We start from the raw sequence: 15,277 nt of genomic DNA, 5'->3' as shown, positions 1-15,277 counted from the left end.
TTTCTCATCTTGACAGAACACTAAGGATAGGCAAAACAAAAAAATCCCAACTCTTTATTAAAGAGTTGGGATTTTACCAAAAAGCCACCTGCCGGGCTTGAACCGGCGACCCCCACCTTACCATGGTGGTGCTCTACCAACTGAGCTAAGGCGGCACTTTCAAAGGCTAAACTAACTCGAGGATTGCAACGAAGTGAAACCCATAGAGTTCACTTTCAAAGGCTACACTGCGACGAGTAATCGTCAAAGTTCCTTTTGAAAAATCGTACAAATCTCGTGCACAAGAAATAGAATAACGTATAGACGAAAGTTTGTCAATTGCTCTTTCGTAAAAAAAGAAAAATGATTTTTTTCTGAGAAAAACTGTTGACAATCTCTTTTTTCTCTAGTAAAGTGTAAATCAACATCACAGATAACTATTCATTCGTTGAAGAGAAGAGTAAATTTTGATGACCTTCAAAAGAGAGTCCTGATTGGTGAAAAGGGACAAGGTTCAGAAAAGTTGAAGATGGCCTCTGAGAATAAATTGCTGATAAGTAAGCAATTTCGGCTAAGCACCCGTTACCATGTGCACCAAGTTAATAAAGACTTGGATAAGAGATGAGATATAAAGAATCAGTTATATTTCGAAAAAAGGTGGTACCGCGAATTATTCGCCCTTTACTAGCAAAATGCTAGTGAAGGGCTTTTTGCTGTGAATCACTACGACTGGCGCGAAGCGACAGAGTAGATGATGAACAGTACAAGATGACCGGAGGGCAGGTTGTGTCATTTGCACGAAAGTGTTCCTACGATTCTCGCCACAGTCAAATCCTGTTGGGCACTACGACTGATGCAAAGAGAGAGAGCAGCTATTATCTGCGATTACTCGATGCTTGAAGGGGTAGGAACTCTAGTCTGTTTGATTTTGAAAATAAACGAAAATCAGTTTAGAATGAATAGAAATAAAAAAGCAGTGATATAGTAAGTACAAGACTTGATTTGTCTAACAGAGAGCCTAGGTAGCTGAGAATAGGTGACAAAGACGTTTTGGAAAATGGCTATTGAGCAAGCGCTCCGAGTGTTAAACACAAGGCGGCGACGGGGGCTCCCGTTATCGAGCTAGGGTATCGAACATATTGTTCCGTACTTGAAAAGGGAATTTGTGTGAGCAAATTCTGAACATGAGGTGGTAACACGCAAAAAAGCGTCCTCAACGATACAACTCGAGTTGTGTCGTTGAGGATGCTTTTTTCTTTTTTATGAAAAAATGCAGGTTGGTAAGAATGAAGGGGGATAAAGAATGATTGAACTAAAAAATATTAGTGTGACATTTCAACAAAAAAAACAAGAAATTCAGGCTGTCCAAGATGTTTCTTTGACGATTGATAAAGGGGATATCTACGGAATCGTTGGGTATTCCGGTGCTGGAAAAAGTACGTTAGTACGGGTAATTAATTTATTACAACGACCAACAGCGGGCACCGTTATTATTAACAAAGAAAATATTTTAACTTTTTCTAAAAAGGAATTACGACAACAACGAAAAAAGATTGGAATGATTTTTCAACATTTTAATTTGATGAAAGAGCGGACTATATTTAGTAATATCGATTTTTCATTAAAATATTCTGGGCTAAGTAAAAGTGAACGGCGTCAAAAAATCAGCCATTTATTAGAGCTAGTTGGACTAAGTGAAAAACGGGACGCTTACCCCAGTCAACTATCAGGAGGGCAAAAACAGCGGGTTGCGATTGCCCGCGCTTTAGCAAATGATCCTGAAATTTTACTTTGTGATGAAGCGACGAGTGCGTTAGATCCAAAAACAACGGGACAGATTTTAGCCTTGTTAAAAAAGTTAAATCAAGAACTGAACTTGACGATTGTCTTAATCACCCATGAAATGCAAGTGGTTAAAGAAATTTGTAATAAAGTCGCGGTGATGGAAAATGGCTGCGTTGTCGAATCAAACGATATTGTTTCGATTTTTAGTCAACCCCAACAACCTTTAACCAAAGATTTTATTCGGACAGCAACTCATATTGATCAAGCATTAACCACGATTCTTGAACATCCTAAATTAGCTGATTTAGATAAAAATCAAGAATTAATTGAGTTTTCTTATGTGGGAGATCAAACGAACGAGCCATTAATTGCACAATTGTATAGCCAATATCAGGTGTATACGAATATCCTTTATGGCAATGTCGAAATTGTTCAAAACGTTCCTATTGGCCATTTAATTGTGGTGCTTTCTGGTGATGAGGCCCAGCGTCAACAAGCCCTTACTTATTTAGCGAAACAAGGCGTGCGAACCAATGTTTTGAAAACCTATCAGCAAACGAAGCAAAAGCAGAATTTACAGGTGATTTAAAAAAGGAGTGAACTGAGAATGTATCAATTATTTGAGAAATATTTTCCGAATGTTGTCCAATTAAAACAAGAGTTTCTTCAAAGTACATGGGAAACAGTATACATGGTTTTTTGGACAGCCTTGATTGCTGGCGTGTTAGGAGTCTTATTGGGTGTCGTGCTTGTCAGTACTGGCCCCAGTGGTGTTTTGAAAAATCCACCCCTGTATAGTGTCTTAGAAAAAATTATTAATGTTTGCCGCTCTATTCCTTTCATCATTATGCTCGCACTGATTCAACCGTTAACACGAATTTTGGCAGGAACAACAATTGGTACAACCGCAGCGTTAGTCCCATTAGTTATTGGCGTAATCCCGTTCTTCGCGCGCCAAATTGAAAATGCGTTATTAGAAGTGGATCCTGGCGTTATTGAAGCGGCAGAAGCCATGGGGACGAGTCCCTTAGGGATTATTTTTCGGGTTTATCTAATTGAAGGGTTACCAAGTATTATTCGTGTTTCAGCAGTGACAATTATTAATTTAATTGGATTAACAGCCATGGCAGGAGCGATTGGAGCCGGTGGTCTGGGCAACTTAGCGATTACTCGAGGATACAATCGGTTTCAAACCGATGTGACATTTATGGCCACGTTAATTATTTTAATTATGGTATTTATCAGTCAAGCCATTAGTAATCAATTAATCAAAAAAACATCACATTAGAAAAAAGGAGAAATGACAAATGAAAAAATTTAGTAAATTAATTGGACTTATTGGGGTATTAGCTTTTACGATTGCAGGTTGTGCATCGGGGTCTGCGAAGGATACTAAGACAGAAACCGTTAAACTAGGGGTTGTAGGAACAAAAAATGATGAATGGGAATCGGTCAAAGACCGTTTGAAAAAGAAAAATATTGATCTACAATTGGTAGAATTTACAGACTATACGCAACCAAACGCAGCATTAGCAGAAAAAGAAATTGATTTAAATGCCTTTCAGCATCAAATCTTTTTAGACAATTACAATAAAGAACATGGGACGAAATTAGTATCAATTGGCAATACAGTCAATGCACCATTGGGAATTTACGCTAATAAATTGAAAGATATCACGAAAATTAAAGACGGCGGAGAAATTGCTATTCCTAATGACCCAACGAATGGTGGGCGGGCGTTAATTTTATTACAAACTGCAGGACTGATAAAAGTAGATCCTGCGAAACAGCAACTACCGACTGTCAGTGATATTACTGAAAATAAACGCCAATTGAAAATAACTGAATTAGATGCTACGCAAACAGCGCGTGCTTTACAAGATGTCGATGCTTCAGTGATTAATAGCGGCATGGCTGTCGATGCTGGGTATACACCAGATAAAGATGCTATTTTCTTAGAACCTGTAAACGAAAAAGCGAAACCTTATGTGAACATTGTCGTGGCCCGAGAAGAAGATCAAGAGAATAAACTTTATCAAAAAGTTGTAGAAGAATATCAACAAGAAGAAACGAAAAAGGTCATTGCAGAAACATCAAAAGGCGCCAATGTTCCAGCCTGGGAAACATTTGGTAAAAAATAAAGGAGGCATTTATAATGAGTACAACAACGATTCAAACAATCCAAGAAGCTATTGCTACAGAAAAGGAATGGATAATCCATTTAAGACGTCATTTTCATCAATACCCTGAAGCAAGTTTAAAAGAATATGAAACGATTAAGCGAATTAAAGAAGAACTACTAGCCTTAGCTATTCCTTTTGTAGAAGTAGGGGAAACGGGTGTTTTAGCAACCATTGAAGGAGGTCTTGGCGCTGGCAAAACGATTTTGTTACGTGCAGATATTGATGCGTTGGAATTGCCAGATGCAACAGGTGCTGCCTATGCTTCTAAAAATCCAGGACTCAATCATGCTTGTGGACACGATGGTCATGCGGCAGCATTGCTAGGTGCAGCTAAAGTGCTCAAAAAACATCAGGATACCTTTTCAGGAACGGTTAAACTGGCCTTCCAGCCAGCTGAAGAAATTGGTGCAGGCGCTCGACAATTTGTGGAAGGAAATTATTTAGAAGCAATCGACCAAGTGTTTGGGATTCATTTAGATTCTAGTGTGCCGGTCGGGAAATTAGTCGCTACCAAAGGCGCCACCAACGCCTCTTGTGATATTTTTAAAATTGAAGTCAGTGGTCAAAGTAGTCACGTCGCCCAACCACAGAATGGCCGAGATGCTGTTTTAGCAGCGGCCAGTATCGTTGTGGAATTACAAAAAATTGTAGCTCGCGAGATTGATCCTTTAGATTCTGTCGTAGTAGGAATTGGCGTTTTACAAGCAGGAACACGCTATAATATTGTAGCAAACCAGGCAACCATTGAAGGTACTGTTCGAACATTTAGTCAGGAAACGCGCCAATTTGTTTTACAACGAGTCGAAGAAATTGCCCATGAAATTGCCCAGTCTCATCGCACAGAAATTGCTGATTTTTCTGTTTATGCAGCAGCGAATCCATTAATTAATGAAGAACAAGCAACCATCCGTGCACAGCAGGTAGCCAGTGAAATTGTTGGTTTTGAAAATGTTGTGACCGATCATCCTAAAAGTTTAGGGGCGGATGATTTTGCTGATTACTTAGCGGTAATTCCTGGTATCTATGGACGGGTCGGTTCACGAAACCCTGAAAATCCTGCTACTCATTTTGGACACCATCATGAACAATTTGATATTGATGAACGTGCCTTACTTTTAGCAGCAGAGTACCACGTACGCTATGCATTAAATTATTTATCAGAATAATAGGGATAGGGAGCCGACAAAATGATGGTTTTTGGGCTCCTTTCGTTATAAACCAACGTGGCTTGCTTTCTTGTCATTCTATGGTAGAATACAAGCATAAGAAAGGTGATTCACATGTTTTTTGTTTTAACTGATAAATTAACAAGAAAAGTAGCTCCCGATAGTTTAAGAACAGATGAAGCACTGTTGTGGAGCCGAGCAATTAATTTCTTCATCGCTTGATAGGACATTTTTTGACTAGAAAAGCTAGTCTTATTTGAGTGTACGTACAAGCGGTTGTCGGGATTTCTGTCAGGATGGACGACGTGCAGACGTGGTTCTTTTTTTGTTGTCCCAAAATAATCAGTTAACAAGAAAGAAGTGACGAAAATGAGTATTTTAACTATTGAACATTTAACGCATCGATTTGGCGAAAAGGTCTTGTATGAAGAGGCTTCATTGCAAGTGAATAAAGGGGATCATTTAGGCTTAACTGGCCAAAATGGGGTCGGCAAATCCACCTTAATTAAAATTTTAACGGGGGAAGTATTGCCAGACGAAGGAACGATTCAGTGGCAAAAAAATTGCAAGATTGGGTACTTGGATCAGCACGTTTCTGTAGAACAATCACTAACGATGGTTGATTTTTTGAAACAAGCCTTTCAAGAACTTTTTGATAAAGAAGCGAAACTGACAAAGCTTTATGAAGAATACAGTCAAACGGCTTCGGAAAAACTTTTAGAACAAGCAGGCAAGTTACAAACAGATTTAGATGAAAGTAATTTTTACCAAATCGACACGATTATTCAGGATTTAGCCAATGGGTTAGGACTACAAGCAATTGGTTTGGATAAAAAGTTAGGGGAGCTAAGCGGTGGTCAACGTTCAAAAGTGATTTTAGCAAAATTATTGTTAGAGGCCCCTGATGTGTTACTTTTAGATGAACCCACCAACTATTTAGATGATACACATATTCAATGGCTTGTTCGCTATCTGAATAATTTTGAAGGAAGCTTTCTATTAGTCTCCCATGATTATCAATTTTTAAATGAAGTGACGAATTGCATCGCAGATATTGAGTTTGGCAAATTAACCAAATATACTGGAAATGTAGAAAAATCTTTTGCACAAAAAGAGCAGAATAAACAAACCTATTTGAAACAGTATCAGGCCCAACAAGAAAAAATTGAAAAAATGGAAGCCTATATTCGTAAATACAAAGCTGGAAATCGAGCAACGATGGCTAAAAGTCGACAAAAACAATTGGACCGGTTGGAACGATTGACTCCGCCAGGTTCCTTGACTAAGCCAGCGATTGAATTTCCTTATCAAGGGTTAGTTGCAACGCAAGCACTAACGACCCAGAAGTTAGTTGTCGGCTATCGGGAACCTTTGTTAGAACCGTTAGATTTAATGGTTCATGTCGGTGAAAAAGTCGCATTGAAAGGCTTTAATGGGATTGGCAAATCAACATTAATTAAAACATTGACGAAAGTGATTCCTTCATTAGATGGAGAATTTCATTATCCGCTGAATACAAAAATTGCTTATTTTACCCAAGACTTAGCGTGGCCTAATGAGCAGTTAACGCCGCTAGACTATTTATCAGATCGTTTTCCAGATACAACGATTAAAGAGCGAAGAAGTCATTTGGCTAGGGCAGGTTTACCAGATAAGCTAGCAATGCAGTCGTTAGCCCTGTTAAGTGGTGGTGAGCAAACAAAAGTAAAACTAGCGGAACTAATGATGCAAACAAGTAATTTGTTATTTTTAGATGAGCCAACCAATCATATTGATGAAGCGGCCAAAAAAAGTTTACAAGAAGCAATTCACGTTTACCCAGGAACGGTTTTTCTGGTTTCCCATGAAGCAGATTTTTATGAGGAAATTGTGGATCGAGTAATTGATATTGAGGAATTAGTTAAATAAAGAAGAAAGAACCAAGTTGAGGGGGAGTCAACTTGGTTCTTTCTTCTTTATTATTTATTTACTCATTAAGCCATCATGGATTTTTGTTAAATTCCAGTTCATCATGCTGTAGTACGTATCGCCTTCTGTTCCTTCTTTGGCAAGAGAGTCTGTGAAAAGTGTATCGTAAATTGGTCGTTTCACTTCTTTTGAGACCCGTTCCATACTACGTTTATCGACACTGGTTTCAACAAATAACACAGGTGCTTTTGATTTCTTAATGGTATCAATAATCGTGGTCATTTGTTCAGGTGTTCCTTGACTTTCTGTGTTAATTTCCCAAATATAAGCGGCATTTAAATCATAAGCTTTGGAGAAATATTTAAAGGCACCTTCACTTGTAACTAATAATTTTTTATCATCAGGAATATCAGCAAATTTAGCTTTGGCTTCCTCATGTAGTTTGCTAAGTTTTTCGGTATAATTTTTCGCGTTTTCTGTATAGAAATCTTTATTTTTTGGATCTTTTTCTACTAACACGTCACGAATGTTTTCTACATATTTAATGCCATTTTCAATGTCTAACCAAGCATGCGGATCTTCTGTTTGTTCTTGACCGGCACTTGTTAAATATTGTGGCGTAACATTTTTGCTTGTAGAAAAGTAATCTTTATTCTCAACTTTTTTGGCCGTTTTCATTAATTTGTTAAACCAGCCATTTCCGCCTGTTTCTAAGTTCAAGCCGTTAAAGAATAAAATGTCCGCTTCAGAAGCTTTCGCAATGTCTTCTGGTAACGGTTCATATTCGTGAGGGTCTGTCCCAATTGGCACAATACTATGCAGCTCAATTTTGTCTTGCCCAACATTTTTCACTAAATCAGATAGGATCGAGTTCGTTGTCACAATTGCTAATTTTTCTTTCTTTTCAGCTGCTTGATTCCCGCAAGCAGCTAACGTTAACCCTGCTAAAAGTGTTAAAAAAAATAAACTAAATTTTTTCATTCGTTGATTCCTCCATTTCTTTCTCACGGTTTACAAATACTAGGCCTTTCTTTGGTGAGAAAAAGAAAGCCAATAAAAAGAATAAGGCGGCGGTTAAAACAATCGTCGCACCAGAAGCTAAGTTATAAGAATAACTGAAGAATAGGCCAATCACTGAACTTAAAATCCCAAAAGTAGAGGCTAAGCCAATCATTGTCGGTAAGTGATTTGTTAATAGATAAGCTGTTGCTGCTGGCGTAATCAGCATGGCAATGACTAAAATAGTTCCGACGGTTTGTAAAGAAGAAACAGCGACTAGTGTTAGTAAAAACATCAATGCATAGTGGAAAAATTGAATATTTAAACCATAAGCCTGAGCCATTGTGGGATCAAAAGAAGTGAGTTGCAACTCTTTATAAAACAATGCCACAAAAATCAAAACAATCACGCCGACGACACAAGTAATTAAAATATCGGTATCTGCGACCGCTAATACATTTCCAAACAGAATATGATATAAATCGGTGGAACTTTTTGCAAAAGAGATAAAAATAATCCCTAAAGCAAAAAAAGAACTAAAGACAACACCAATGGCAGTATCATTTTTTAGTGGACTTTTTTGGGTAATAAAGCCGATTGATAATGCAGCTAATAAGCCAAAAATAGAAGCGCCAAAAATATAATTGAAACCAAACATATAAGAAACAGCGACTCCTGGTAAAACGGCATGGGAAATCGCATCACCCATCAAAGACATCCCACGTAAAATAATGAATGAACCAATTACCCCTGAAATGAGTCCGACAATTACAGACGTCAAAAGGGCATTTTGTAAAAATTGATAACGGAATAAACCATCAATAAATGCAGCAATCATTTTGCAACCCCCTGTATTAATAAATCACCTAACAAATCACCGTATGCTTCTTGGAGCGTTTCTGCAGTAAATGTTTGTTCAACAGGACCCGCAGCAATTAGCCGGTTTTTCAAAACGATTAATTCATCAAAATAGTGGGACACTTTGTGCAAATCATGGTGAACAATGATAATCATTTTACCTTGATTTTTTAATGATTTGAGAATATCCATAATCACTTTTTCACTAGACATATCAATGCCGACGAAAGGTTCATCTAAAAAAATCACCTCAGCACCTTGGGCCAAAACACGGGCGATAAACACACGTTGTAATTGGCCACCAGAAAGTTCGCCAATCTGGCGTTGCGCATAGTCTTCTAATTGCACCATTTTTAATGCAGCCATGGCTGCTTGCTTTTCTTTCTTTCCTGGGCGTTTTAATAGTCCCAAGTTTGGATAGGTTCCTAGCAAGACCGTTTCAAAAACGCAAATGGGGAAACTAAGATCCAAGGCGCTACGTTGTTCTACATAGGCAATGGTTGTTTTTTGTTGGTCAATCGCTTGATTATTTAACAAAACATCACGTTCCTTTGTTTTAATCAAGCCTAATAACCCTTTAATAAATGTTGACTTTCCAGCACCATTTGGTCCGATAATTCCAGTAATTTTACCGGAGGGAATAGTAACGTGGATATTATTTAAAGCGGTCCGTCCTTGATATTGAACGGTTAACGCTTGAACAGCTAAGTTAAAGCTTTTTCTCATGAAATTCCTCCTTTTTAGGTTTGCCTTAAAATCAGTATAAGGGATAGTTTAAGAAAATGCAAATAATTTTTAGGCACGCCTAAATACAAGCGCTTTTTTCACAAAGAAAACCGTTTCTTTCAATAAATTAAGGAGGATCCCATGATTTTTATGACAAAAAATGGTAGAATATGAATGAAAACGACTATTATTTTATATTGACGGAGGATATCATGACCGAAAACTATCAAGATGACACCTTACGCATCTTCAGTTTAAATGCAAATCGACCACTTGCTGAAAAAATCGCAGCATCAGTAGGAACAGAATTAGGAAAAAGCACCGTGCGCCAATTTAGTGATGGCGAAATTCAAATTAATATTGAAGAAAGTATTCGTGGCGATCATGTCTACATCATCCAAGCAACGAATGCCCCTGTAAATGATCATTTGATGGAATTGCTTATTTTAATTGATGCATTAAAACGTGCTAGCGCAAAAACAATTAATGTTATTTTGCCTTACTATGGTTATGCTCGCCAAGACCGCACAGCGAAACCAAGAGAGCCCATTACTGCGAAATTAGTTGCTAATATGTTAGTAGAGGCAGGCGCAACACGTTTGTTAACATTAGACTTGCATACTGTTCAAGTCCAAGGATTTTTTGATATCCCAGTAGATAATTTATTTACAATGCCTTTGTTTGCTCATTATTATCGTCAACAAGCATTAGTAGGGGAAGAAATTGTGATTGTTTCGCCTAAAAACAGTGGCGTTCAACGCGCACGTAGTTTATCGGAGTACTTAGATGCGACCTTAGCAATTGTCGACCATGAAGAGATTGATGGGGTGCGCCAAGAAGGTTACGTTATTGGGAATGTCGCTGGGAAAAAATGTATTCTTGTTGATGACATTTTGAATACTGGTCAAACGTTAGCCACAGCGGCGGAAGTTTTAATGAAAAATGGTGCGCAAGAAGTGTATGCTTGCGCCTCGCATGGTTTGTTATCAGAAGGCGCAAAAGCAACCTTAGAAAATGCGCCGATTAAGGAAATTAGTATTACTGACTCTGTTTATACGACAGCAGACCGCCAACCAGCAACCTTGAATATTATTTCTTGCGCTGAGTTAATGGGGGAAGCGTTACTTCGTATTCATGAAAATAAACCAATGAGTCCATTATTCCGTTTAGAACCAAAAGGAGAATAAGTGATTCCTTAAACTAGAAATAGGTCTAACAACTTTAATAGTGTTGGGCCTATTTTTCTTATCTCTTTTATAAATAGAAGAGAAAGTATTCTGATTTTGTGTTTTAAGCTTTTTATGCTAGAATAACGCCAGAACATAAGGAAAGGGACGAGTCATTTGGAACCCATTTATTTAGATCATGCGGCAACAACACCGCTTCATCCAACGGTCATTCAAGCGATGACTGAAAATATGCAAACGACTTTTGGCAATCCATCAAGTATTCATCAGTTTGGACGAAAGGCACACGGTCTTCTGGAAGAAGTGCGTCAAACGATTGCCGAGAGCTTACAAGCCAAACCCCACGAAATTATTTTTAATAGTGGTGGCACAGAAGGGGATAACACAGCCATCTTGGCAGTTGCTTTTTCTCGTCAAAAGGAAGGAAAACATATTATTACTACGGCAATTGAACATCCCGCTGTGTTACGAACGATGGAATACTTAGAAACGTTAGGCTTTGAAGTGACTTACTTGCCTGTGAATGAAAATGGTCAGATTTCAATGGATCAATTCAAAAAGTCTTTACGCGAAGAAACGATCTTGGTTTCAATGATGTATGGCAATAATGAAATTGGAAATCGATTACCGATTGCTGAAGTTGGTGCAATTCTTAAAAATCATTCGGCGATTTTTCATACAGATGCCGTCCAAGCTTATGGAAGTGAAGTCATTTTACCTCATGAATTAGGGATCGACTTATTAAGTATTTCCGCTCATAAAATCAATGGTCCAAAAGGCGTAGGTTTTTTATTTAAAAGCGATGCAATCCAATTACCACCTCTTTTACATGGTGGGGAACAAGAAGAAAAACGACGTGCGGGCACGGAAAACTTAGCTGGAATTATTGGCATGGGTACTGCCGTTTCATTACTAACTTCTGCAGAAAAGCAAGCAAGAAAAACAGCCTATCAAAGTTTTCAAACGATTATTTTAAAAGCGTTAGAAGAAGCCAATATTGATTTTTCAATTAATGGTGAACCAACCAATCGTTTAGCGCATGTCTTAAATCTTCATTTAAAAGGAATTCCCAGTGATTTGCTCTTAATGCATTTGGACTTAAGAGGTATTGCGATTTCAACAGGCTCGGCTTGTACAGCGGGAACTGTGGATCCTTCGCACGTGTTGACAGCGATGTATGGAGAAAATTCCTCGGCTATTAAAGAATCAATCCGGATTAGTTTTGGCTACGGGAACACACCAGAAGAAATTGCGACTTTTTCTGAAGTACTAGTTGCAGTGATTCAACAATTGAAAAAATAATCTGATTGCGGCAGCTACAGGTTTTCGCTATAATGAAGATAACAATGAAAATAATGAGGTGGAACCCATGGCATTTACAACAACGGCTGCTGTTGAAGGCTCAACAGTTTTTTACAAAGTACATCCTAGTGCAAAACGCTATACATTAAAAGATAACGGCTTTACTGAAACAAAATCAGGGAACTTTCAATTGATTCGTTCCTTAGATCCAACGCCTCAGAGAAATGAAGGCTTCAAATTAAAAATTACGATCACTGCTGATCTAAAAGAGTTGAAAATGTCCATTACAACGGCAAATGGTTTAAAACCAATGAATATTTTCAAGAATGAACAACATGAAATGAGTAAAGAAAAATACTTTTTCTTAATGGATGGCTTAATTAGCCGTGGTGTATTAGAGAAAGTAGAATAACTTAGAGAAACCTGAAGAAACAAGTGAAAGTAGCTTGTTCCTTCAGGTTTTCTGTTTATTTGAAAGCAACAGCTTGTTGGCTGTGTCTTTGTTCCAAGTATTTTCTCATTATACGCCCGGCTTGCTTTACTTATTTCAAAAAAATAGTATAATGAAAAGCACTGAAAAGTTACGACCTTCAAATCGTGGATGATTTCAGAATCTAATTGAAATGATGGTGATAAAATGGCAGATAACAGCAAAACGCGTGTCGTGGTAGGCATGAGTGGCGGTGTCGATTCATCTGTCACAGCGTTGCTTTTAAAAGAGCAAGGCTATGATGTAATTGGGATCTTTATGAAAAATTGGGACGATACAGACGAAAATGGTGTCTGTACCGCAACTGAGGACTATAAAGATGTCGCAAAAGTAGCGGATCAAATTGGGATTCCGTATTATTCGGTCAATTTTGAAAAAGAATATTGGGACCGTGTGTTTGAATATTTTTTAGCAGAATATCGGTTAGGACGGACACCAAATCCAGATGTCATGTGTAATAAAGAAATTAAATTTAAAGCATTCCTAGATTATGCTATGCAACTAGGCGCTGACTATGTTGCAACTGGCCACTATGCGCAAGTAGAAACGGATGAAAATGGCGTAGTGCATATGTTACGTGGAATTGACAATAATAAAGACCAAACCTATTTTTTAAGCCAATTATCACAAGCCCAATTGGCAAAAACAATGTTTCCATTGGGTGGCATGGAAAAATCAGAAGTTCGTGCAATTGCTGAACGTGCTGGATTAGCCACAGCCAAGAAAAAAGACTCAACGGGCGTTTGTTTTATTGGTGAAAAGAATTTCAAAGAATTTTTGAGTAATTATTTACCAGCTAAAAAAGGCAACATGGTGACAGAAGATGGCGAAATCAAAGGACAACATGATGGTCTGATGTATTATACTATCGGTCAACGCCAAGGCTTAGGAATTGGTGGCGGCGGTAAAACACAAGAACCATGGTTTGTAATTGGGAAAGATTTAACCACCAATACATTATATGTGGGACAAGGATTTCACCATGAAAAACTATATGCAACACATTTAGAAGCTAGTGAGGTTCATTTTACTGTTGATACACCAATGCCAAAAGAGTTTGACTGTACGGCTAAATTCCGTTATCGTCAAGCAGATATCCCAGTGCATGTTTCCTTATCTGAAGATGGCACAAAAGCAACCGTTACGTTTAAGGAACCAGCGCGCGCAGTCACTCCAGGTCAAGCTGTTGTTTTTTATGATGGGATGGAATGCTTAGGGGGCGGCTTAATTGATCGCGCCTACCAAGATGAAAAAGAACTACAATACGTCTGAAAAGTTTCACGAGTTGTGAAACAAAAAGGATGAAGTTAACCAAAAGAAAAGCGGATATGCTGGTTATAAAACCAGTAAATATCCGCTTTTCTTTTTTGTTTTATATGCCTATTTTTTTTAAAATAAGAAAAAGAGAAAAATTAAAAATTCAAATTGTGGATAACTTTTCTGTGTATAACTTAGTCATCATTTTTCTCTTTTTTTAATTCGGCGGTGCTTCGACGAACCCATAGAAGGTTAATGAGAACCAGACAAGAAGTGGAAATAAAGACCCCACGATAACCGAAAGCGGCAGATACGCTTGAACCAATCATAGGACCAATCACATTTCCTGTCGCTTGGAAAGATTGATTGTAACTGAAAATACGACCTGCAGCGTCACTTGGGGAATAACGAGTGATCAACGTTTGAACAGCTGGTAGTAAACAGGCATCGGAAATCCCAACTAAGAAACGAAGCATGGCAAGTTGCCAGACATTTTGAACAAAGGCCATTGGTAGGTAAACGAAAATGGCTAAAATTAAGCCAATTGTCAAGATACGTTCACTGCCAATACGATCGCCTAAGCGGCCGAAACGTGGGGCGGCTATTAACGTTGCAATCCCTGGAATAGAAGCAATGACTCCGCTAATTAAGGTGACATTTCCGTGACCACCCAACAATTGTTGAATATATAAACTGATGATGGGACTAATTGAATTATTGGAAGCTTGAATGATTAATGTCGTAATAAACATTCCAAGAATCACGTGGGGATGTTCTAGTTTTTTTAAAATTTGTTTCCCAGATGCGGCTTGATTTTTTTCAATTGGCACAAACTCTTCATGGACAAAGACGAGACTCAAAACAAAGACGAGTAATAAAATCGTACCAGTAATGAAAAAGGTTGGCCGATAACCGAAAATAGACGCAGTGACACCGCCCAAAAGAGGACCAAGCAACGTGCCGGTAACAGAACCAGTGGCTAAAGTACCAAGCACTTGACCGCTTTTTTCCTTAGGTGTGCCTGTAGCAACTAACGCAGTCGCATTACTGATATAACCAGAAAAAACACCTTGTAATAAGCGTAAGCCAATCAATTGATAAACACTTGTGACTGCGCCCATTAAACTAATGACGATAGCCATCCCTAATGAAGCGCGTAATAACATTAACTTGCGTCCTTTTCGGTCGGCTAAACGGCCCCACCAAGGTGAAACAATGGTCGTGACTAAAAAAGTGGAGGAGAACGTGATTCCGCTCCAAAAATTCAATTGTTGGTGGGTAAAAGTACCTAATGTGTTGATATAAAGAGGCATAAATGGCATCACTAAGCTAAAGCCAATACCAGCCATAAATGTGCCAAACCATAAAACAAGCAGATTTTTTTCCCAAGGTTGTCTTGGACGGAAAATTTTACTTTTAATTAATTCATACATTCTA

Annotated in this window: 13 protein-coding genes, 1 tRNA gene and 2 other annotated features; of the genes, 9 read left to right on the top strand and 5 right to left on the bottom strand. The window is 38.2% G+C overall.

What is annotated here, in order from left to right; genetic code table 11:
• Positions 1-82: 82 nt before the first annotated feature.
• Positions 83-155 (bottom strand) — tRNA-Thr (locus IGL86_RS08330).
• Between the two features lie 263 nt (positions 156-418).
• Positions 419-664, top strand: a binding site (T-box leader).
• 282 nt (positions 665-946) lie between these two features.
• Positions 947-1,197: a binding site (T-box leader), on the top strand.
• 85 nt (positions 1,198-1,282) lie between these two features.
• On the opposite strand from IGL86_RS08330, the gene IGL86_RS08325 reads away from it, so the two are divergent.
• The 5 genes from IGL86_RS08325 (at position 1,283) to IGL86_RS08305 (ending at position 7,021) form a co-directional block, all read left to right on the top strand.
• Positions 1,283-2,353 carry a methionine ABC transporter ATP-binding protein gene (locus tag IGL86_RS08325; protein ID WP_002356948.1) on the top strand — a complete coding sequence of 357 codons (1,071 nt, stop codon included), beginning with the start codon at positions 1,283-1,285 and terminating at the stop codon, positions 2,351-2,353.
• An 18-nt stretch (positions 2,354-2,371) separates the two neighbouring features.
• Positions 2,372-3,052: a methionine ABC transporter permease gene (locus IGL86_RS08320; RefSeq protein ID WP_002366918.1), complete on the top strand. Its 681-nt coding sequence runs from the start codon at positions 2,372-2,374 to the stop codon at positions 3,050-3,052.
• A gap of 19 nt (positions 3,053-3,071) precedes the next feature.
• On the top strand, positions 3,072-3,905 hold the full coding sequence (locus tag IGL86_RS08315) for a MetQ/NlpA family ABC transporter substrate-binding protein (protein ID WP_002366917.1): 834 nt from the start codon (positions 3,072-3,074) through the stop codon (positions 3,903-3,905).
• A gap of 14 nt (positions 3,906-3,919) precedes the next feature.
• Entirely contained in the window at positions 3,920-5,113 is a 1,194-nt protein-coding gene (locus IGL86_RS08310; RefSeq protein WP_033625997.1) for an amidohydrolase, read from the top strand.
• 369 nt (positions 5,114-5,482) lie between these two features.
• A complete protein-coding gene (locus tag IGL86_RS08305) occupies positions 5,483-7,021 on the top strand; it encodes an ABC-F family ATP-binding cassette domain-containing protein (RefSeq protein WP_002362078.1) in 1,539 nt (512 codons plus the stop codon).
• Positions 7,022-7,075: 54 nt separating this feature from the next.
• Here the strand turns inward: IGL86_RS08305 and IGL86_RS08300 are convergent, their stop codons facing one another.
• From IGL86_RS08300 to IGL86_RS08290, 3 genes are read right to left on the bottom strand one after another with little or no spacing between them, the layout of a single operon-like run.
• Entirely contained in the window at positions 7,076-8,002 is a 927-nt protein-coding gene (locus IGL86_RS08300; protein WP_002356954.1) for a metal ABC transporter substrate-binding protein, read from the bottom strand.
• Positions 7,989-8,858, bottom strand: a complete 870-nt coding sequence (locus IGL86_RS08295) for a metal ABC transporter permease (RefSeq protein WP_002369145.1) — start codon at positions 8,856-8,858, stop codon at positions 7,989-7,991. Before IGL86_RS08295 ends, IGL86_RS08300 begins: the two co-directional genes overlap by 14 nt.
• Positions 8,855-9,604: a metal ABC transporter ATP-binding protein gene (locus tag IGL86_RS08290; RefSeq protein WP_033625996.1), complete on the bottom strand. Its 750-nt coding sequence runs from the start codon at positions 9,602-9,604 to the stop codon at positions 8,855-8,857. The genes IGL86_RS08295 and IGL86_RS08290 overlap by 4 nt, the downstream gene beginning before the upstream one ends.
• Before the next feature lie 212 nt (positions 9,605-9,816).
• On the opposite strand from IGL86_RS08290, the gene IGL86_RS08285 reads away from it, so the two are divergent.
• The 4 genes from IGL86_RS08285 (at position 9,817) to mnmA (ending at position 13,855) form a co-directional block, all read left to right on the top strand.
• Entirely contained in the window at positions 9,817-10,791 is a 975-nt protein-coding gene (locus tag IGL86_RS08285) for a ribose-phosphate diphosphokinase (RefSeq protein ID WP_002362076.1), read from the top strand.
• A gap of 156 nt (positions 10,792-10,947) precedes the next feature.
• Positions 10,948-12,093 (top strand): cysteine desulfurase family protein, encoded by a 1,146-nt coding sequence (locus IGL86_RS08280; protein WP_002360007.1) that lies wholly within the window; start codon positions 10,948-10,950, stop codon positions 12,091-12,093.
• A gap of 67 nt (positions 12,094-12,160) precedes the next feature.
• Entirely contained in the window at positions 12,161-12,505 is a 345-nt protein-coding gene (locus IGL86_RS08275; protein WP_002356959.1) for a DUF1831 domain-containing protein, read from the top strand.
• 225 nt (positions 12,506-12,730) lie between these two features.
• On the top strand, positions 12,731-13,855 hold the full coding sequence (gene mnmA, locus IGL86_RS08270; protein ID WP_002362075.1) for a tRNA 2-thiouridine(34) synthase MnmA: 1,125 nt from the start codon (positions 12,731-12,733) through the stop codon (positions 13,853-13,855).
• Between the two features lie 179 nt (positions 13,856-14,034).
• Here the strand turns inward: mnmA and IGL86_RS08265 are convergent, their stop codons facing one another.
• A complete protein-coding gene (locus IGL86_RS08265) occupies positions 14,035-15,273 on the bottom strand; it encodes a multidrug efflux MFS transporter (RefSeq protein ID WP_002356962.1) in 1,239 nt (412 codons plus the stop codon).
• Between the last annotated feature and the right edge of the window lie 4 nt (positions 15,274-15,277).

This window comes from Enterococcus sp. DIV0774 (assembly GCF_050539095.1).
Taxonomy (GTDB): Bacteria; Bacillota; Bacilli; order Lactobacillales; family Enterococcaceae; genus Enterococcus; species Enterococcus faecalis.
Note: the sequence above shows the minus strand (reverse complement) of the source record. Positions and strands in the feature narration are given on the sequence as shown.